Here is a 17,847-nt window from a genome sequence, read left to right as displayed (position 1 = left end):
AGATTCCTGTTCCGGCCCGAGCCGTAATTATTGGATGACCCAGGGAGCTTAGAGGCGGCCCTGTGCGATGGCCAGCATGCGGCGCAGCGGCTCAGCGGCGCCCCAGAGCAGCTGGTCGCCCACGGTGAAGGCCGAGATGTATTCGGGGCCCATTTCCAGCTTGCGGATTCGGCCCACAGGGATGTCCAAGGTGCCGGAGGCAGCCACCGGGGTCAGCTGGTTCATGGTCGCTTCCTTTTCGTTGGGAATGACCTTGGCCCACTCGTTGTCGGCCGCCAGAATGGACTCGATCTCGGAAACCGGCAGGTCTTCCTTCAGCTTCAAGGTCAGCGCCTGAGAGTGGGAGCGCATGGCGCCGATGCGCACGCACAGGCCGTCCATGATGATGTGGTCCTCGCCCGAGGTCTGCAGGATCTTGTTGGTCTCCATGCCGGCCTTCCACTCTTCGCGGGACTGGCCATTACCCAGATCGGCGTCGATCCACGGGATCAGCGAGCCGCCGAGCGGGACGCCGAATTGCGCAGCATCCAAAGCGCCGCGCTGGGTTTCGAGCACCTTGCGGTCAATGTCCAGGATCGCGCTGGCCGGGTCGGCCAATTCGGCACCTACCGAGGCGTTGATGTCGCCGAACTGGGTGAGCAGCTCGCGCATATGGCGGGCGCCGCCACCGGAAGCGGCCTGGTAGGTCATCGCGGTGCCCCACTCGACCAGGTTGTTCTTGAACAGCCCGCCCAAGCCCATCAGCATGCACGAGACGGTGCAGTTGCCGCCGACAAAGTCCTTCACGCCAGATTCAAGGGACTGGTCGATGACGCTGCGGTTCACGGGATCCAGGACGATGACCGAGTCGTCATTCATGCGCAGCGTGGACGCGGCATCGATCCACAGGCCATCCCAGCCCGTTTTGCGCAGTTCTGCATGGACCTTGGTTGTGTAGTCTCCGCCCTGCGCGGTGACGATAATCGGCAGCTTGGACAGCGTCTGGATGTCATACGCATCCTCTAGCGCACCGGCGCCTTCGGCGAAGGAAGGTGCCTGGCCGCCGGCATTCGACGTGGAGAAAAATACCGGATCGATCTGCGCAAAGTCGCCCTCGTCGAGCATGCGCTGCATCAGCACGGAGCCAACCATGCCACGGTAACCTACAAAACCAACAGATGAAGTCATGTCTCCATGGTAGGGGCGATCAGGCTATGGAGCCCGGTTCGTTACAGCAGTTAAAGCAGAATCACACCCAAGCCCCAGCAGGGTTCAGGTGTGATTCGGTACAGCAAAAGTTTTACTTTTCCTCAAGCAGGCGCTTGCGGTTATTAATGGCCCAGACGGCCGAGAAGATGAAGATCTGCGCTGGGACCAGCAAGAGGACCAAGCCGAAGATCTTGTGCCCGCCCAGCACCATGAAGAAGCCGAGGGCCGCGACAACCAGTGCCAGCAGCGGGAAAAGCATGTAGCCGAGAACGAATAGTGCTTCCGGGTGCTGCTTGAGCTCTCCGAGGTATTTTTTCATGGTTGTCCTAGTCCTTTTGGCGCAGCCAGGTTTCAAAGCGGTAGCGGATACCGGTGGAGGAGGCATGCCAGTTGGCTTCATCCGGATCTTGTGCAGGTTCGGTGGCTCCGATAGCGAAGTCGCCGGAAAGCTGCGGGGCAGAAGTATCACCAGCTGGCTCCAGATCCAGCTTGGTAATCACCGCCACGTCCAAGAGCGGTAGCGCCTGGGCATAAACTTTTCCGCCACCAATGATCCACACCTCTTCGCCGCCTTCAGCCTTGCGGGCCAAAGCCAAGGCCTCATCCAAGGTCGATGCCGGAACGGCCCCGTCCTTGCGCAGCTGCTCATGCAGCTCGGCTTGGCCGGTCAGCACAATGTTGGTGCGTCCGGGAAGCGGGCGGAACTTTGCGGGGAATGAATTCCACGTCGTGCGCCCCATGACCACCGGGTGTCCAGCAGTGATGCGCTTGAAGTGCGCCAGATCTTCTGGCACATGCCACGGCATGGTGCCCTGAGCGCCAATAATCCCGTTGTTGGCCTGGGCCCAAATAGCTCCGAGCAGTGGTTCTAATCTCTCAGCGTGGCGTGGTGCTTCGGTCATACTGCGACAGTTCCCTTGATCGTCGGGTGGTGCTGGTAATCGTTGATCGTGAAGTCTTCCAGCGTGTATTCAAAAATTGAGGAAGGCTTGGAAGTGAAGCTCAAGGTCGGGTACGGGTAGGGATCCCGGCGCAGCTGTTCCTTGACCTGTTCCAGGTGGTTTGTGTAGATGTGCACGTCGCCACCGGTCCAAATGAATTCCCCGGGCTCAAGATCCAGCTGCTGTGCCAGCATCATGGTCAGCAAGGCGTAGGAAGCGATGTTGAATGGCACGCCGAGGAACATGTCTGCACTGCGCTGGTAGAGCTGGCAGGAGAGCTTGCCGTCGGCAACGTAGAACTGGAAGAAGACGTGGCATGGCGGCAACGCCATGTTCTGGATCTCGGAGACGTTCCATGCCGAGACGATATGGCGACGAGAGTCGGGATTGTTGCGCAATGAGTCGACCAGCTGGGAAATCTGGTCGATGTGGCCGCCATCGGGCGTTGGCCAGCTGCGCCACTGGACTCCGTACACCGGTCCGAGCTCGCCGTCTTCGTCGGCCCATTCGTTCCAGATGCGCACACCTTGGTCCTGCAGCCACTTCACGTTGGATTCGCCGCGCAAGAACCACAACAGTTCAGCCGCGACCGACTTGAAGTGCACTCTTTTCGTGGTGATCAGCGGAAATGAGTCTTGAAGATCAAAGCGGATTTGGCGGCCAAAGACGGAAATGGTTCCGGTCCCGGTGCGGTCTTCTTTAGAGGTGCCGTTCGCCAGCACATCTTCGAGCAGGTCTTCATAGGGTGTCGCGATGTTCACCCACCCAAGTTTAGTTCACGGCAACCGCACCGTGAACTACTGGGCTTGATGACACATCTCGCAGTGGCGGAAACTAGCTCTTCTTGACAACCATGCTGTTGTATTCCGGATAGCGGCGCAGGTAATCCTGGACGTAGCTGCACTCGGGGATGATCTTCAAGCCTTCATTCTTGAAGCGATCCAGCACCAGCGTCACCAAGGCGCGGGCATATCCGCGACGGCCGAATTCTTCATTGACGATGGTGTGCTGGAGGGTAACGACGTCACCTTCCCGGTAATAGCCAAGGAAGCCCACGAAGGTGGAACCATGCCACAGCGAAAAGCGTCCGCGGCTTCCGTCGTGGTCAAGGCGCAGTCCATGGTGAACAACTTTTTCCACTGGTTGCCGCGGCTGTTGAGCAGTCATGACCGTACCTCGATTTCGGGTTAAAAACGTTTGCTGATTACAGTCTTATCCCTAATCGGAGCCGAATGCAACGGCTTTGAACAGTTATGGAGAATATGGCAAGGCCCCGCCGAGAGGCAGGGCCGAGCAGGAAATCAGTCGTGGAACGGGTTGTGGATCTCGAAGGAGACGATCCGCTGCTTTGCTCCTTGCACCTGCTGGGCGACAATCAGCGATCCGGGCTCAAGATAGGGGTCATCCTTTGGCAGGGACTTCACCAATTCAGCCGACGAGTTATCAGCCAGGACTTCCAAAACGAACGGCAGGACCGGCCGGTGCGTGCAGATGGCCTGGGAGCGATATTTATCGAAAAGCTTCTGGACGGCGCGGCGCGCGCGTTCCGGGTGCCGTGTTGCGGCATGTTCGGTGAGCGACCGAAGGTTCTTCATCTTCATCGCGTGCAAGGTGGCGTAGGGGGCGAAGGTCTGGACACAGCGCAGCCACGGGGAAGACGCGATATTGGCTGGTTGCCACGCTTCGAGCATGCGGGAAACCGCTTGTGCCTGGCGCCGGCCGGTGGCTGCCAAAGGGCGTTCGTCCTCGGCCCGGGTCCAGTTTCCACGGGGCTTGGCCTTGGCATGCCGGACTATCAAGACGGGAAGGGCGTCAAGCGTCCCTTCCTTGTGGGCCTTGACCAGATCCACCAGCGGTTGCGCGTCGGTGGGATTGGTCAGCAGCTGCGCAGCCTTTTTGGCGCTGACCCACCGAGTGTCGTCGCATTCGGCGCCATCGGGATCAATGGATGTTTGCGGATCGGTCTTGGCCGCCCAGTAGTACACCACCTTGGACTTCTGCTTCACCGAGTAAGCCGTAGCCGAGAGCGGGAGGCCGAGTGTAATCCGCAGTCCGATTTCTTCACGCACTTCGCGCACGGCGCATTCGGCGATGGACTCGCCCGGATCCAATTTGCCCTTGGGCCACGACCAGTCGTCATACTTTGGCCGATGAATCAGCAGCACTTGCAATTTGCCATCGACGATCCGCCAGGGGATCGCGCCGGCGGCGACGATGTCAAAGTCTCCGAGAGTGATTTCCTCGGCATCCACCGAGCGGATGATCTCACGAACCCGCGAAGCGGCTTCGTGCAGTTGAGGCTCGATCACTAGCTGTTACGTCCACTATTGCGTCGGCGGGCATGGTCTTCGATAAGCCAGAACTGGATATCGGTCAACGGGTTGCCTTCTTCATCCTGGGAATGGCGGATCCATTCCCCGTCGGAATTCAGGTGCCACGAGGCCGTGGAGTCGGCCATGTAGAGCTCCAGCTGATTGGTCAGGTCCTCAACGTCTTCTGGGTTGCGCAGGGAGACCAAAGCCTCGACCCGGCGGTCCAAGTTGCGGTGCATCATGTCGGCGGAGCCGATGTAGACCAGCGGGTCTCCGGCGTTGGCAAACATGAAGACGCGGCTGTGCTCCAAGAAGCGGCCCAGGATGGAACGCACTTCGATGTTTTCGCTCAAACCCGGGACTCCTGGGCGCAGGGCGCAGATGCCGCGAACAATCACTTCAACTTTGACACCTGCCTGGCTGGCCCGGTACAGCGAATCGATAATCGCTTCGTCAACGATGGAGTTCACCTTGATGACCACCTTGGCCTCAAGGCCCGACTTTGCGTTGGCGATTTCCTTTTCGATGTGTGCCAGCAAGCCGGTGCGCACCGAACGCGGGGCCACGAGCAAACGGCTGTAGGTGGAGCGCGGAGCGTACCCGGAAAGCTGGTTGAAGAGCTTGGACACGTCTTCGCCGACCGCGTCGTCACAAGTGAGCAGTCCGAAGTCTTCGTAGTAGCGAGCGGTGCGCGGGTGGTAGTTGCCGGTGCCGATGTGGCAGTAGCGCCGCAGCTTGTCGCCTTCGCGGCGCACCACCAGCGACAACTTGGAGTGGGTCTTGAGACCCACGATGCCGTATACGACGTGGACGCCGGCCTGTTCCAGCTTCCTCGCCCAGGAAATATTCGCCTGCTCGTCAAAGCGGGCCTTGATTTCCACCAGCGCCAAAACCTGCTTGCCAGCTTCGGCAGCATCAATCAAAGCATCGACGATGGGTGAATCGCCACTGGTGCGGTACAAGGTCTGCTTGATCGCCATGACCTTCGGGTCGGCAGCAGCCTGCTCCAAGAACGCCTGAACGCTGGTGGAGAAGGAATCATACGGGTGGTGCAACAAGATGTCTCGCCGGCGGACGGCAGCAAATACGTTGGCTGCCTTGGCCGTTTCCGACTCGTTCAAGTGCCGCGAAGTGTGGCCCATGTGCTTCGTGTAATGCAATTCGGCACGGTCCAGCGAAGCGATGACGCCGAGTCCACGCAGATCCAGCGGGGCTGGCAGCTTGAAGACTTCGTCTTCTTCGACCGCCAATTCCCGGGTTAGCAACTCCATGATTTCCGGGTTGATGTCATCGGCAACCTCAAGGCGCACCGGTGGGCCGAAGCGGCGGCGCAACAGCTCCTTCTCCAGAGCCTGGAGCAGGTTTTCCGCGTCGTCTTCTTCGACTTCAAGATCCTCGTTGCGGGTGACGCGGAAGAAATGGTGTTCAACGATTTCCATGCCCGGGAAGAGCAGCTCAAGGTGCACTGCGATGAGCGCCTCAAGGGGAATGAAACGCGCGGTGCGATGCGATGAATGGGCGGCACGGGTGCCGTCAATGCTGATCAGGCGCGCGATGGTGTCCGGAACCTTCAGGCGGGCAAAGAGCTGCTTGCCGGTCAGCGGGTTGCGGACGACCACGGCAAGATTCAGCGACAAGCCTGAGATATAGGGGAAAGGGTGTGCCGGGTCAACGGCCAGCGGGGTGAGCACCGGGAAGACCTGGGAGACGAACCACTTGGAGAGCACGTCTCGTTCGCTTGCCGAGAGATCTTCCCAGGTAGTGATGCGGATTCCCTGCTCAGCCAAATCCGGAGTGACCGAATCGGAGAATACTTTTGCGTGCCGCGTTTGCAGCGCGTGGGCGGAGGACAGCAGCAGCTCAAGCTGGTCAACCGGATTCATGCCATTGGCTGCGGGCACTGCGAGCCCTGCGGCAATGCGGCGCTTGAGGCCGGCGACGCGAACCATGAAGAATTCATCGAGGTTCGAGGCAAAGATGGACAAGAAGTTCACGCGCTCCAGGAGCGGCAGTGTCGTGTCCTCGGCCAGTTCCAGCACGCGGGCATTAAAGTGCAGCCAGCTCAGTTCGCGATCGAGAAAACGCTCGTTGTGGAATTCGCCCGCGGGGTGCAGGTCCGGAAGTGATTCAGCTGGCTCAATTCTGTCTTCGTTGACTTTCGAAGAGGGAACGTCGCGTAAGTGAGAAGTAGTTTCCTGGGGGGAGCTAGTCATCTGCTGAACTCATTTCTTCCTGCGAGTAGATGTCAAAACACCTCGTGAGAGCGGTCCTGCTGGTACACGAAACCGCTGGTACTACTAGTCTATCGGTTGCGGACCGTACATAATGTCGGCGTCCCAAAGTGTGAAGCCCAGCGACCGGTACAGCTTGACGGCGGGTTCGTTGTCGGCATCAACGTAGAGGATGACAGCATCGACTCCGAGCTCCAGCAGGTAGTTGATGCCGGCAATGGTCAAAGACCGGCCCAATCCCATGCCCTGCGCCTCGGGGACAACGCCGACGACATAAACTTCGCCGGTAGGGCGAATGGCATCGCCGGAGGCAGGGTGGAGCTTGGTCCAGTGGTAGGCCAAGAGGTTCTGCTCAGCATCGAAGGCAAGGAAGAAGCCGGAAGGATCAAACCAATCCTCGGCCATGCGGGCGTCAAGATCTAAAAGGGTCAGCGAACCCTGCTCGGGATGATGGGCGAAGGCCTTTGAGTTTGCCTCGAGCCAGGCGGGCTCGTCTTCACCGACCCGGAAGGTGCGAACGGTAAAGCGGCGATCAGCCGGTGGCTCTTCAACAAAATCGGTGCCTTCGCGACGCATGCGGTAGAGCTCGCGCACTCGGCTCAGGCCAATCTTTGCTGCCAGCTTTTTGGCTGCTTCATGGTCTCCGTGAGCCCACGCCTGAACCGTGGTCAGGTCCACCAGCTCGTTGAGCTTGGTCAGCAAGGCGCGGCCAATACCTGACTGGCGGTGTTCGGGATGCACCACAAGTTCCATCACCCATGGCTGATCTTGTGCTTCACGCACCAGAACGGCAACGCCTGCGAGAACTGCCTCCGCGCCCTCTCCGACTTCGGCGAGCAACGTGGTGATGTTGTCGCCGGATTCATCCGCTGCCAGGGCAACCAGCGTCTGGTCGCTCAGCGGGGGATTGCCATCGACGTCCTGGGCGTCTGAAGCCAGTTGGCGCACATCGCTCAGGGTGCGTTCGTCTAGCTCAGCGGTCACGTGTTGAACGGATACTGTGGTCTGCGGCAGTTCACTCATGCCATTCACGATAGTGGGTGAAGGTTTGAACTCGCCACAAAATGGCTGAAAGTTATGTTTCGGTGTGGAAACGGTAGCCTACGTTACGCACAGTTCCAATGAGTTGTTCGTGATCAGTGCCCAGTTTTGCGCGCAGGCGACGGACGTGAACATCCACAGTTCGAGTGCCACCGTAGTAGTCGTAACCCCAAACTTCATGCAGCAATTGTTCGCGAGTGAACACCCGTCCCGGGAACTGAGCGAGGTACTTCAGGAGCTCGAATTCCTTGTACGTCAGATCCAGCATGCGGTTATCGATGCGAGCGGTATAGCTCAGCTCATCGATGCGCAGGCCCGAGGTGTTCTCGGCTGGTTCCGGAGCTGGGGCAGTGTTGGGATTGGTTGCGAGCATCAAGCGGATGCGGGCATCCAATTCAGCCGGGATGGCCGACGGCAGCAGGAAGTCGGCTGCATGCCATTCAGAATTCAAGATGCCCAAGGCGCCCTCGCTGACCACCAGCAGGAGCGGCAAATTCAGATTCGCGTGAAGGATCTGTGCCAGCGATCGCGCTGGAATCAGATCCGTGCGTGCATCCAAGATGACGGCATCACATTCTGGAACTTGGCTCAGTGATTCGGTGCTTGCAGGGAGAAAAGAAATTTCATGCAGTAGTAATTCGAGTGCCGGAAGAACTTCGGCCGCATTTTCGGCATGATTGCTAAGTAGCAGTAGGTGGGCCAATAGGTCGTCCTCCTGCCAATTGGTTGCGAATAAATCATCTTTACGTGTCACAGTATAAGGAATGAATCCGTTGAATCATGCATGTGAACACGCAGATGCAGACACATTACCGTCAGGAAACATAGATTGAGAATCAAAGTTTTATTGTGTGGGCTCATCGCTGTTGCCCTATTGACCTTGGCATCCAGCCTGTCTTCCCTGACGTGGCCCATGGGCGCGGTCACCGCAATATTACAGCTGGTTTTTGCCTACACCTGGCCGCGCATGGTCCGCTCCGATGCGCCGTGGCCCATCACCATAATTCTTGCGTTGTGCTCGCTTGCTGCCACCGCCGCAACAATTTTCATGCCCGGTGCCTCGGTGATGTCACATAGCGTGGAAGCCATCGCGGTTGGCGTGCTGTTGGTGTTCATCAGCCAGGTGTTGCGTGGAGCAGAAGCCGAAGGCCGCCTCGCAGGCGTCGTGTCTGGTGTCACTGGCATGGTGCTGGCCGTCCTGGGCTCAGCGTGGGCTGCCAGCGCGCTGGTTGGCTATGGATTTGGGCTCACCGTCGTCACCGTCATTTCGCTGCTTGGGGCTGGCGCAGTCGTCGTCACCCGCTTGCCGAATCGGATCACGATGCTGCTGGCGCCATTGGTAGCGGTGGCTCTGGGTGCTGCCGCCAGTGCGCTTCCCATAGATATCCTGTGGTTCCAAGGTGCCGTGATGGGCCTTCTGGCAGGCCTGCTCGTCGGTTCATTGCGAGCACTCGCCTTGGCGAGCAAAAGCGTGCGCAATGTCAGCGGGATCCTTGGCCTGTCGTGCGGAATCATCCTGCTCAGTGGTGCTGCCAGCTGGTACGCCATGGAGGTCCTGGCGTTCATATAGCGCAACATCGTGCGGGGTATGTCACGCGTGTCGAAGTTATGGTTCTTGTCGCGCTAAGATGAAGCCATGAATGAAAATTATCTTGCACTCGAAATTTTCTTCCAGGCACTTGTCGTGATCGCCGGTCTAGGCATGGCGGGCTTCGCAGGCTTGGTAGTAAAGCGCCTCTTCCAAGGTCAGAAGTAAAAGCAGCGCACACAATAACGTGTGCGCTGCTTTTCATTTCACCACTGACGAATAGGAGCGAGTAGTCCATGGCATTTGATCTCCCTACGGACCTCACCCCGGAACTAGTACCTTTCGCATGGCTCATTGGCACTTGGGAAGGTGCTGGACGGCTTGGCGAAGGCGAAGCCGAGGATGGGTACTTTTGGCAGCAAGTCACTTTCCGTGACGTTGGCGGCCCATATCTTGAATATCGCAGCGAATCGTGGCTCACTGAAGCCGACGGAACCAAGCTGCGGATTCTTGCCGTTGAAAACGGCTTCTGGTCCCTGGATCGCCAGCAGCAAGATGCCGACGCTGGCCCAGGAATGACCCCAGGCGACATCTTCCCGGTACTGCGTTCAGCCGATGACGTGCAGAAGCTGCACACCGACGAAGGCTTCAAGATCCAGGCGCACATCGTGCATCCTGGAGGTCTTTCCGAGCTCTACTACGGGCTGATTGATGGCCCGCGCATCCAGCTGGCCACCGAAGGCCTTCTGCGCAGCAAGAACGCCAAGCCCTATGCATCATCTACCCGCATCTACGGGCTGGTGAACGGCGAGCTGTTCTGGCGTTGGGATGTATCCCAGGGCAACCTGGATCTGCAGGCCCACGCTTCTGCGGCCCTCAAGCGCGTAGCCGCCGAAGATTCGGTGAACTAGCCATGGGCACTGGATACCAGTCCGTTCTCCTGCAGCGCGACGGCGCCGTAGAAGCAGGTGGCGTCGATGCCGGAGTGGCAGCACATTATGGCGCTCCCACGCGTGAAGCTCGCAAGCTGGCCGAAGGCAAGGCTATCGCTGATCTGAGCCATTTTGATGTGCTTGAGATCCGAGGCGAAGACCGTCGAAGCTGGCTCGATACCCTGAGCAGCCAGCGTATTAATAACCTGGAGCCGGGGCAGAGCACCCAGACGCTGCTGCTCTCGATCCAGGGCCGGGTTGAGCACGAGATGAAGGTGCTGGCGGACCAGGACCGGTTGATTCTCATAGCTGAACCTGGCGCGGGTGCCGCGCTGGAGCAGTTCTTGAATTCCATGCGTTTCATGCTGCGTGTTGAGGTCAATAACCTTTCCCTAACCCATGGCGTCCTGGCGGCTACCCGGCCGATTCCGGGCACCGAGGCGCCGGTGTGGACTGACCCGTGGCCGGGTGTGGCTCCGGGAGGGTGGGCCTACTCTCGCGAGGACCATCCGGGCAAGGAACGGCCTTGGCTGTTGCATGTGGTGGCTATCGATGAGCTGGCGTCAGCAGCTGCTGACGAGGATCTGGCCGGCATGATGGCGGTTGAGGCTCTGCGCATTGCCGCTTGGGAGCCGCGCTTCGGCGCGGAAATCGACGACAAGACCATCCCGCATGAGCTGGACTGGCTGCGCACCGCTGTGCATCTGGAAAAGGGCTGCTACAAGGGCCAGGAAACGATTGCCCGGGTGCACAACATCGGGCATCCGCCGCGCCGTGTCGTGTTCTTGGACCTTGACGGTTCGATGCACACCCTGCCGTCCACCGGGGCAGAGGTTAAGGTGGGGGAGCGCACCGTCGGACGGGTCACCTCGGCCGCGTTGCACTACGAGGCAGGGCCGATTGCCCTGGCCGTGATCAAGCGCAACGTGGATCCAGAAACGGTTCTGTCTGTTGTCGACGGCGAGACCAGCTACCCGGCATCGCAGGATGTCATCGTGACTCCTGACGCTGGACAGGTGGCAGGACGCTTTACCGGATTCCTCCGCACCCCGCCACAGGGCTAGGAATCGCATTAAACTGCAGAAGACTGGAATAAGCTGCACATACTAAGATGGCCGGGAATGCTAAGCATTCCCGGCCATCTTCATTTGCCTGCCAGACCCCGGTATTAACCGAAGAGGACTGCGGCTTCCTCGTAGCGGTCCATTGGAACGCGCTTGAGGTTATTCAAAGCGGCCCGCAACGGCACGCGCAGGACCTTGGTGCCGTGCAGGGCAACCATGGTGCCCCAAGCGGTTTCGTTCACGGAGTCCACGGCGGCCATGCCCAACCGCGTAGCCAATACACGGTCGAATGCGGTTGGCACGCCGCCGCGCTGGATATGTCCAAGAACCGTGGCGCGAGTTTCGATGCCGGTGCGCTCTTCGATGACCGGGGCGAGCATTTCGCCAATGCCGCCCAAGCGTGCACGGCCAAAGGTATCCACGCCGCGGACCGAGAAGGCTTCTTCCATGCCCTCGGGAACAAAACCTTCGGCAACCACTACCAACGGTGCACGACCGCGCTCATGCGCTGCGGTAACCCACTGGCAGATCTGTTCCATCGGCGTGGACACTTCAGGAATCAGCACTGCGTGAGCGCCCGAAGCCATGCCAGCGTGCAAGGCAATCCAGCCAACGTGGCGGCCCATCACTTCGGCAACCATGCAGCGGTGGTGCGAGTCGCCGGTGGTGCGCAGGCGGTCTATTGCTTCAACCGCAATCTGGTTGGCCGTGTCGAAACCGAAGGTGTAGTCGGTAGCGTCTAGGTCATTGTCGATGGTCTTGGGGACACCGACAATAGGCAGTCCTTCGGCGCACAGGCGCTGTGCCCCGGCCAAAGTGCCTTCGCCGCCAATGGCGATCAGCGCGTCAATGTTGTTGTCCTTGAGCACGCGGGCGATATTCTCTGCGCCGCCTAGCTCGCCTTCAAAGGCGTTGGTGCGCGAGGTTCCCAAGATGGTGCCACCCTGCTTGGCGATGCCTCGGACAGCGGTGCGAGGCAGGTCAAAGAAGTCGCCTTCTTTGACACCGCGCCAGCCGTCGCGGAAGCCAACGAACTCATAGTCGTAGCTTTTGATGCCGTTCAGAACGGCTCCTCGGATGACGGCATTCAAGCCCGGGCAGTCTCCGCCCGAGGTCATGATTCCAACGCGCATTGGGCCTCGCTTCGTAAACTTGGAAATCCTTGTGCAGCTGGTTGGACGCTATTGCGAGGCAACGGCGCTAGAGCAACAAGGAATTCCGTTCGGATGTCAATTAATATCCGCGCGTCATTGAGCATCAATTCTGCATGACAGTCTACGTGCTTAAAGCCACAAGGGCGAGTTGCAAGTCACCGAAGTGACCGCATCTCGCCCTGCGGCTCAAGCTGCCGTCATGAATTCCGCGAAACACTGCGGAAATCTAGAGGTCCTAAAACTTTCGCAGCCAGTTCTGCAAAATGATGCTGTTGTCCTGAGCCGGGATCAGGAGCCAGGCGACGATGTAGGCACCGATGCCGAAGACCGGCAGCAAGAAGGAAAGCAGCAGTGCGATGCGCACGATGGTGACATCCCAACCGAACTTGTCGGCGATGCCGCCGGCGACACCGCCAGCAAGGCGTGAAGGCCCGCGGCGAAGCGGCATTGAACGAAGGGAATTGAAGAATTTGTCCATGGTGAATCTCCTTTGAATTGGATGAGTTTGAAAAGCTAGAGGCTAGGGTCGCTTGGTGCGGGAATTTCCGTTTCGCGTTGACGGCGTTTGCCGGCCGCGGACAGTCCCGAAATGACCATTGCCACGCCAGCAAAGGCGACAACGATGATCAGGAACAATGGCATGTCAAAGCTCCAGTGGAAGAATGTCCGGCTCAGTGTTGCCACCGAGACCACAATCAGGATCAGTCCGAAGACCAAGGTTCCGGTGGGAAACTTTTTAGGTTGCAGGGAATCGTTGCCCATGGTTGCTCAGTCCTTAGAATTCCGGGTTGATGACGGTGGGTGTAGCCGTGGTGGCCACCTCGGTACTGACGGACGAGAACAACCCGTCGACTTCGATGGTCAGCAGCGGTGCGTCCTCATCCAATTGGCGTTGATCCTGTGGCAGTTCAAGACCCATCTGGGAGTTGAAGACGCCATCCGAAGTCACTTTCACCGGTACGTTCGGCGGGAGCTTCAAATCCAATCGGGAGAACACCGAATCAACTTCCACGGTAGTTGGCGTGCTGATCGAGTCAAGGTAGGTCAGATCAATGGTGGAGCGGCTGAAAACTGCGCTGTAATCATTGCCGCCGGGTTCCGAGCGAACCGCCTGGCGGTCCTCGGTGCCGAACGCGGAACCGGAAAAGACCAGAGTCAGCACCAGCAAGGGAATGCCCAAGCCCAGAAGCCCGCCGCTGGTGCGCCGCACCAGGGCTGCGAAGACGACGAAGAGTCCGGTGATCAGCAAACCGGCGGCTAGGGCTACGCCCCAACCGGCACCGGGTAAATCGATGATGTGAAGGTAGTCAGCGCAGAGCACCGCGGCGATCGCCAGAATGCTCAAGCCTGCTGCAGTCGTGGACAGCCATCCTGGGATCGGTTCAGCAGCTTGCGCTTTGCGAGCTGCCTTGCCCTTGAATGAATCCTGGTTGTAAGGCCGGGTGTATTTGGGATCAGGAGTATACGCATAGTCGTAACCACTGGTCTGTTGCTGTGGATCCGGGTTGCCGCTAGCCACGGTTTCCTCCTGATCGATATGGTTCGCGCTGGTCGGCTGCGTGCTGGACGGGGCGCTGCTGCTAAAGGTGAATGCATCCTTGCGCCAAGGCTTTTCCATCGCGGTGGTGTGAGGCGAGGCAGCAGGTGGAGCTTGCTCCTTGGCCGGCTTAGCCGGCCGTTGCCTCTCGAACTTTGTATTCTTCCGGCTGAAAATGATGAAAAGAACGGCGGCAACGATTGCCACCGGCCACAAGACAGGAGCTACTGAATCCAGAATCCACTGTGCAGGAAAGATTCCCAAGGCCACCAGAACCACAGCACCGGTCATGCCGCTGGTCCAGTCCTTGTCGATCGCTCGTTCCAAGTGGATGCGGCCTTGCTGGTCAGGCAACAGAGCCCAGGCCAAGCCGTAGAGAATGAGCCCTAGGCCACCGAGGAAGCTGAGCACGACGACGATGCCGCGCGCCAGAATCACATCGATCTTGAAATAATCTGCTATTCCTGTGGCGACACCACCGAGCCACCGCGACTCTTTGCGGATAATTGGTGATTTGCCCAGCTGGCTGAAAAAGCCCCGACGCCCAGACCCCGAATTGTTCATAGCTCCATGATCTCGTGTTCCTGCCGGGCACCGCTATGAGGGGATACCCTGAACTTCCCCTAGGGGTGCCCCTAGATGTGGTGATCAAACACCAAAAATCGGCCATAACGTGCTTGACTTAGAACTATGGAAAGCCCTGAACGAAGCCTCTTGGTGCGCAGCGAGCATCGCATGATCGCTGGCGTCAGTGGCGGACTGGCAGCCCATCTGGGAATTCCACTGAATTACGTCCGGCTGGGGTTTATCGCCTTGACCGCCTGTGGCGGTATCGGAATCCTGCTCTACGCGTGGCTTTGGGTCTTTGTCCCAAGCGCGGAAGAAGCACAGGCCGATGAAATCAGGTCCTGGGGAACCAGAAGGCGAAGCCTTGCCGAGGAGATGAACAGGGTCCAGCAGGGCTTGTTCCGTTCCAGGGAAGGATGGGAGAAGAATTCCTCCTGGCGTGAACTTCTGATCGGCTGCGGACTGCTGGTGCTGGCCGTGCTGGCTTTGGCCCAGTGGTCAGGATGGAATATCCGCTGGGATCTGATCTGGCCTTCGCTGGGAATCATTGCCGGAATACTCTTGGCATGGCTGCAGCTGGATGAACAGGTCACCGGGCCGGGCAGGAAGAAATCGGCGCCGCTTCTGATTCGGCTTGGCCTGGGGTTGTTGCTGGTCATCGGTGGCTTGCTTACCATCCTCAGCGGTTCCGTCGGCGTGGCGGATCTGCTGGGCGGGATGTGGGCCGCGATAGCCATTATCGTCGGTGCAGTGGTCGTCTTGCTGCCATGGGGGACTAGGCTTTGGCGCGATTTCCTGGCCGAAAGAAGTTCCAGGCAGGCATCCGCACAACGCGCGGAGTTCGCAGCCCACTTGCACGATTCGGTCTTGCAGACCTTGGCCGTCATCCAAAAGCGCAGTGATGACCCTGCCGCGGTGCGGACCTTGGCCCGCATCCAGGAACGCGAGTTGCGCCAGTGGCTCTACGGCAACCAGGACCTGGACGATGAAGACGTTGTGGTCGAGGTGCAACACGAAGCCAGCGACATCGAACAATTGCTGCTGCGCGATGTTGAAGTCATCGCCGTGGGAAACGCCCAAGGCTTCGAAGGGCAGCAGGCGCTGGTCGCGGCTACCAGGGAAGCCATGATGAATGCGGCCAAGCACGCGCCGGGCAAGATCTCCGTCTACATCGAGTGCTCGGAGACTGCTGTTGAAGTCTTTGTCCGCGACCGCGGGGAGGGTTTTGACTTTGGCGGGATTCCCGAGGACCGACATGGAGTGCGGGAGTCGATTATTGGACGCATGCAGCGTGCTGGTGGCAAGGCCACGATACGCAGCAGCGAAACCGGAACCGAGATCCGGCTGAGCATGCCTAGGAACACTACGCAGGAAGAACCACATTCATGAGTATCGAAAACAGCACCCAAAGCTATCGTGTAGTCCTTGTCGACGATCACGCGATTTTTCGCTCCGGCTTGAAAGCGGACCTCGCCAATGACATGCAAATTGTTGGGGAGGCAGGAAGCGTTGAGGAAGCCATCGCGGTGATTACCGAGCAAAAGCCTGATGTGGTGTTGCTTGATGTCCACCTGCCTGGCGGACGGGCTGGGGGAGGCGCCGAAGTCCTGAAGAATTGCACCCAGCTGCTGGGGACAACGAAGTTCCTGGCGCTGAGTGTTTCTGATGCAGCGCAAGATGTGGTCACGGTGATCCGCGCCGGTGCGCGCGGCTATGTCACCAAGAGCATTTCGGGTGAGGAAATCTCTGATGCGGTGCGTCGTGTGGCCGCTGGCGACGCGGTCTTTTCGCCGCGCCTGGCCGGTTTTGTGCTTGATGCATTTGGCAGCAGCACCGCAGTATCGGCCGTCGATGAGGAACTGGATCTGCTCTCGGACCGCGAATTGCAGGTCATGCGCTTGATCGCCCGCGGCTACAGCTACAAGGAAGTGGCTACGGAATTGTTCATCTCGGTGAAAACCGTGGAGTCCCACGTATCGAATGTCCTGCGCAAGCTTCAGCTGTCCAATCGGCATGAACTCACCCGCTGGGCCGTGGACCGGAAGATCCTTTAATCGCAGCGGGGCAAAAAACTGCCGGTGGCCCAAGGAGTTCCTTGGCCCACCGGCAGTCTGCGTTGAGGCTGTGCCTACTTGGCTTCGCCGAGCAATTTGGCGATGCGTGCTACGCCTTCAGCGAGATCGGCATCCCCCAGCGCGTAGGACATGCGGATGTAGCCCGATGGACCAAAGGCTTCGCCTGGGACAACGGCGACCTCGGCCTGCTCCAGGATGAAGGCGGCCAATTCGGCGCTGGTGTTGTTGACGACGCCGCGGATTTCACGGCCGAGCAGTCCTCGAACGTCCGAGTATGCGTAGAACGCGCCTTCCGGAGTTGGGCAGTGCAGGCCGTCAATGGCGTTCAGGCCCTCGACGATGGCCAGGCGGCGGCGGTTGAAAGCGGTCTTCATTTCATTGACAGCATCCAATGGGCCGGAGACGGCAGCCAGCGCGGCACGCTGGGAAACGTTGGCAACGTTCGAGGTGGCGTGCGACTGCAGGTTGGTGGCGGCCTTGATGACGTCGGCTGGGCCGGCCATCCATCCAACGCGCCAACCGGTCATGGCGTAGGTCTTGGCGACGCCGTTGAGGATGACGACGCGGTCTTCCAGCTCCGGAGCCAGGGTGGCGATGGAGCTGAAGCTGGCATCTCCGTAGGTCAGGTGCTCGTAGATTTCGTCGGTGACAACCCACAGGCCCTTGGAAGCTGCCCACTGGCCGATCTTGCGAACCTGCTCTGGCGAGTACACCGCGCCCGTAGGGTTCGACGGCGAAACGAATAGCAGCACCTTGGTGCGATCGGTCAGCACGGACTCGAGCTGCTCCACAGTGACCTTGTAGCCCTGTTCCGGGCCTGCGAAGATCGAGACCGCCTTGCCGCCGGCCAGCTGAATAGCTTCAGGGTAGGTGGTCCAGTATGGAGCTGGAACGATGACCTCGTCGCCTGGATCGAGCAAGGTGGCGAAGGTGTTGTACACGGCCTGCTTGCCGCCGTTGGTGACCAGGACCTGGGATGCGGAGATCTCATAGCCGGAGTCGCGCAGGGTCTTTTCCGCAATGGCTTCGCGCAGCTCTGGAAGGCCAGCAGCAGGGGAGTAGCGGTGGTTCTTCGGATCTGTTGCAGCTTTGAGCGCAGCTTCAACAATGTAGCCGGGCGTTGGGAAGTCAGGTTCACCGGCACCGAACCCGATGACTGGGCGTCCAGCGGCTTTCAGGGCCTTGGCCTTGGCGTCGACGGCGAGGGTCGCGGATTCGGAGATTGCGCCGATGCGGCGAGAAATTCGAGACATGTGAGAATTCGTCCTGAAGTCTAT

The 17,847-nt window shown here is 59.3% G+C and carries 19 protein-coding genes; 5 read left to right on the top strand and 14 right to left on the bottom strand.

From position 1 onward, the window contains the following. Positions 1 to 48 precede the first annotated feature (48 nt). From asd to H6F58_RS15500, 9 genes are all read right to left on the bottom strand, one after another. Positions 49 to 1,167 (bottom strand): aspartate-semialdehyde dehydrogenase, encoded by a 1,119-nt coding sequence (gene asd, locus H6F58_RS15540; RefSeq protein ID WP_195182109.1) that lies wholly within the window; start codon positions 1,165 to 1,167, stop codon positions 49 to 51. A gap of 112 nt (positions 1,168 to 1,279) precedes the next feature. Then, on the bottom strand, positions 1,280 to 1,507 hold the full coding sequence (locus H6F58_RS15535) for an NF038396 family protein (protein WP_060702251.1): 228 nt from the start codon (positions 1,505 to 1,507) through the stop codon (positions 1,280 to 1,282). Between the two features lie 7 nt (positions 1,508 to 1,514). Then, positions 1,515 to 2,090 (bottom strand): dihydrofolate reductase, encoded by a 576-nt coding sequence (locus H6F58_RS15530; RefSeq protein WP_146275749.1) that lies wholly within the window; start codon positions 2,088 to 2,090, stop codon positions 1,515 to 1,517. Then, complete coding sequence (locus tag H6F58_RS15525; protein WP_195182108.1) at positions 2,087 to 2,890, bottom strand: thymidylate synthase; 804 nt, start codon at positions 2,888 to 2,890, stop codon at positions 2,087 to 2,089. The genes H6F58_RS15530 and H6F58_RS15525 overlap by 4 nt, the downstream gene beginning before the upstream one ends. 73 nt (positions 2,891 to 2,963) lie before the next feature. Further along, positions 2,964 to 3,296, bottom strand: coding sequence for a GNAT family N-acetyltransferase (locus tag H6F58_RS15520; RefSeq protein ID WP_195182107.1), 333 nt, complete (start codon positions 3,294 to 3,296; stop codon positions 2,964 to 2,966). A 134-nt stretch (positions 3,297 to 3,430) separates the two neighbouring features. Then, the gene (locus H6F58_RS15515; protein ID WP_171918765.1) at positions 3,431 to 4,438 is read right to left on the bottom strand and encodes an NUDIX hydrolase; all 1,008 of its coding nucleotides are present in this window, start codon (positions 4,436 to 4,438) and stop codon (positions 3,431 to 3,433) included. Further along, positions 4,438 to 6,654: an RNA degradosome polyphosphate kinase gene (locus tag H6F58_RS15510; RefSeq protein WP_060702247.1), complete on the bottom strand. Its 2,217-nt coding sequence runs from the start codon at positions 6,652 to 6,654 to the stop codon at positions 4,438 to 4,440. The genes H6F58_RS15515 and H6F58_RS15510 overlap by 1 nt, the downstream gene beginning before the upstream one ends. 84 nt (positions 6,655 to 6,738) lie before the next feature. Next, positions 6,739 to 7,695 carry a mycothiol synthase gene (gene mshD / locus H6F58_RS15505; RefSeq protein WP_195182106.1) on the bottom strand — a complete coding sequence of 319 codons (957 nt, stop codon included), beginning with the start codon at positions 7,693 to 7,695 and terminating at the stop codon, positions 6,739 to 6,741. A 52-nt stretch (positions 7,696 to 7,747) separates the two neighbouring features. After that, positions 7,748 to 8,467 carry a response regulator transcription factor gene (locus H6F58_RS15500; RefSeq protein ID WP_335334219.1) on the bottom strand — a complete coding sequence of 240 codons (720 nt, stop codon included), beginning with the start codon at positions 8,465 to 8,467 and terminating at the stop codon, positions 7,748 to 7,750. Between the two features lie 75 nt (positions 8,468 to 8,542). Between H6F58_RS15500 and H6F58_RS15495 the strand changes: the two genes are divergently transcribed. From H6F58_RS15495 to H6F58_RS15485, 3 genes are all read left to right on the top strand, one after another. Then, positions 8,543 to 9,283 carry a hypothetical protein gene (locus tag H6F58_RS15495; RefSeq protein ID WP_146275742.1) on the top strand — a complete coding sequence of 247 codons (741 nt, stop codon included), beginning with the start codon at positions 8,543 to 8,545 and terminating at the stop codon, positions 9,281 to 9,283. Positions 9,284 to 9,537: 254 nt separating this feature from the next. Beyond that, positions 9,538 to 10,152, top strand: a complete 615-nt coding sequence (locus H6F58_RS15490; RefSeq protein ID WP_060702243.1) for an FABP family protein — start codon at positions 9,538 to 9,540, stop codon at positions 10,150 to 10,152. A 2-nt stretch (positions 10,153 to 10,154) separates the two neighbouring features. Further along, positions 10,155 to 11,237: a folate-binding protein YgfZ gene (locus H6F58_RS15485; RefSeq protein ID WP_171918769.1), complete on the top strand. Its 1,083-nt coding sequence runs from the start codon at positions 10,155 to 10,157 to the stop codon at positions 11,235 to 11,237. 104 nt (positions 11,238 to 11,341) lie between these two features. Here the strand turns inward: H6F58_RS15485 and H6F58_RS15480 are convergent, their stop codons facing one another. The 4 genes from H6F58_RS15480 to H6F58_RS15465 form a co-directional block, all read right to left on the bottom strand. Beyond that, a complete protein-coding gene (locus H6F58_RS15480; protein WP_195182105.1) occupies positions 11,342 to 12,370 on the bottom strand; it encodes a 6-phosphofructokinase in 1,029 nt (342 codons plus the stop codon). Positions 12,371 to 12,626: 256 nt separating this feature from the next. Continuing rightward, a complete protein-coding gene (locus H6F58_RS15475; RefSeq protein WP_060702241.1) occupies positions 12,627 to 12,869 on the bottom strand; it encodes a PspC domain-containing protein in 243 nt (80 codons plus the stop codon). A gap of 35 nt (positions 12,870 to 12,904) precedes the next feature. Next, positions 12,905 to 13,153 carry a LapA family protein gene (locus tag H6F58_RS15470; RefSeq protein WP_060702240.1) on the bottom strand — a complete coding sequence of 83 codons (249 nt, stop codon included), beginning with the start codon at positions 13,151 to 13,153 and terminating at the stop codon, positions 12,905 to 12,907. Between the two features lie 13 nt (positions 13,154 to 13,166). After that, positions 13,167 to 14,492 (bottom strand): PspC domain-containing protein, encoded by a 1,326-nt coding sequence (locus H6F58_RS15465; protein ID WP_195182104.1) that lies wholly within the window; start codon positions 14,490 to 14,492, stop codon positions 13,167 to 13,169. Between the two features lie 126 nt (positions 14,493 to 14,618). On the opposite strand from H6F58_RS15465, the gene H6F58_RS15460 reads away from it, so the two are divergent. Both H6F58_RS15460 and H6F58_RS15455 read left to right on the top strand, forming a co-directional pair. Further along, complete coding sequence (locus H6F58_RS15460) at positions 14,619 to 15,884, top strand: ATP-binding protein (protein ID WP_195182103.1); 1,266 nt, start codon at positions 14,619 to 14,621, stop codon at positions 15,882 to 15,884. Then, the gene (locus tag H6F58_RS15455) at positions 15,881 to 16,549 is read left to right on the top strand and encodes a response regulator transcription factor (protein ID WP_060702237.1); all 669 of its coding nucleotides are present in this window, start codon (positions 15,881 to 15,883) and stop codon (positions 16,547 to 16,549) included. The genes H6F58_RS15460 and H6F58_RS15455 overlap by 4 nt, the downstream gene beginning before the upstream one ends. A gap of 74 nt (positions 16,550 to 16,623) precedes the next feature. On the opposite strand, the gene H6F58_RS15450 is transcribed toward H6F58_RS15455, so the two are convergent. Then, complete coding sequence (locus H6F58_RS15450) at positions 16,624 to 17,823, bottom strand: pyridoxal phosphate-dependent aminotransferase (protein WP_195182102.1); 1,200 nt, start codon at positions 17,821 to 17,823, stop codon at positions 16,624 to 16,626. Positions 17,824 to 17,847 lie beyond the last annotated feature (24 nt).

This window comes from Glutamicibacter sp. FBE19 (genome assembly GCF_015524875.1).
In the GTDB taxonomy this organism is placed as follows: domain Bacteria; phylum Actinomycetota; class Actinomycetes; order Actinomycetales; family Micrococcaceae; genus Glutamicibacter; species Glutamicibacter halophytocola.
The sequence above is the reverse complement of the archived record's forward strand: the minus strand, read 5'-3'. Positions and strand labels throughout refer to the sequence as shown.

Bases quoted from the DNA above. Each gene is read 5' to 3' on its own strand.
- H6F58_RS15480 (WP_195182105.1), bottom strand. From the start codon at position 12,370: ATGCGCGTTGGAATCATGACCTCGGGCGGAGACTGCCCGGGCTTGAAT.
- asd (WP_195182109.1), bottom strand. From the start codon at position 1,167: ATGACTTCATCTGTTGGTTTTGTAGGTTACCGTGGCATGGTTGGCTCC.
- H6F58_RS15470 (WP_060702240.1), bottom strand. From the start codon at position 13,153: ATGGGCAACGATTCCCTGCAACCTAAAAAGTTTCCCACCGGAACCTTG.
- mshD (WP_195182106.1), bottom strand. From the start codon at position 7,695: ATGAGTGAACTGCCGCAGACCACAGTATCCGTTCAACACGTGACCGCT.
- H6F58_RS15510 (WP_060702247.1), bottom strand. From the start codon at position 6,654: ATGACTAGCTCCCCCCAGGAAACTACTTCTCACTTACGCGACGTTCCC.
- H6F58_RS15530 (WP_146275749.1), bottom strand. From the start codon at position 2,090: ATGACCGAAGCACCACGCCACGCTGAGAGATTAGAACCACTGCTCGGA.
- H6F58_RS15490 (WP_060702243.1), top strand. From the start codon at position 9,538: ATGGCATTTGATCTCCCTACGGACCTCACCCCGGAACTAGTACCTTTC.
- H6F58_RS15485 (WP_171918769.1), top strand. From the start codon at position 10,155: ATGGGCACTGGATACCAGTCCGTTCTCCTGCAGCGCGACGGCGCCGTA.
- H6F58_RS15535 (WP_060702251.1), bottom strand. From the start codon at position 1,507: ATGAAAAAATACCTCGGAGAGCTCAAGCAGCACCCGGAAGCACTATTC.
- H6F58_RS15455 (WP_060702237.1), top strand. From the start codon at position 15,881: ATGAGTATCGAAAACAGCACCCAAAGCTATCGTGTAGTCCTTGTCGAC.
- H6F58_RS15460 (WP_195182103.1), top strand. From the start codon at position 14,619: ATGGAAAGCCCTGAACGAAGCCTCTTGGTGCGCAGCGAGCATCGCATG.
- H6F58_RS15465 (WP_195182104.1), bottom strand. From the start codon at position 14,492: ATGAACAATTCGGGGTCTGGGCGTCGGGGCTTTTTCAGCCAGCTGGGC.
- H6F58_RS15475 (WP_060702241.1), bottom strand. From the start codon at position 12,869: ATGGACAAATTCTTCAATTCCCTTCGTTCAATGCCGCTTCGCCGCGGG.
- H6F58_RS15520 (WP_195182107.1), bottom strand. From the start codon at position 3,296: ATGACTGCTCAACAGCCGCGGCAACCAGTGGAAAAAGTTGTTCACCAT.
- H6F58_RS15450 (WP_195182102.1), bottom strand. From the start codon at position 17,823: ATGTCTCGAATTTCTCGCCGCATCGGCGCAATCTCCGAATCCGCGACC.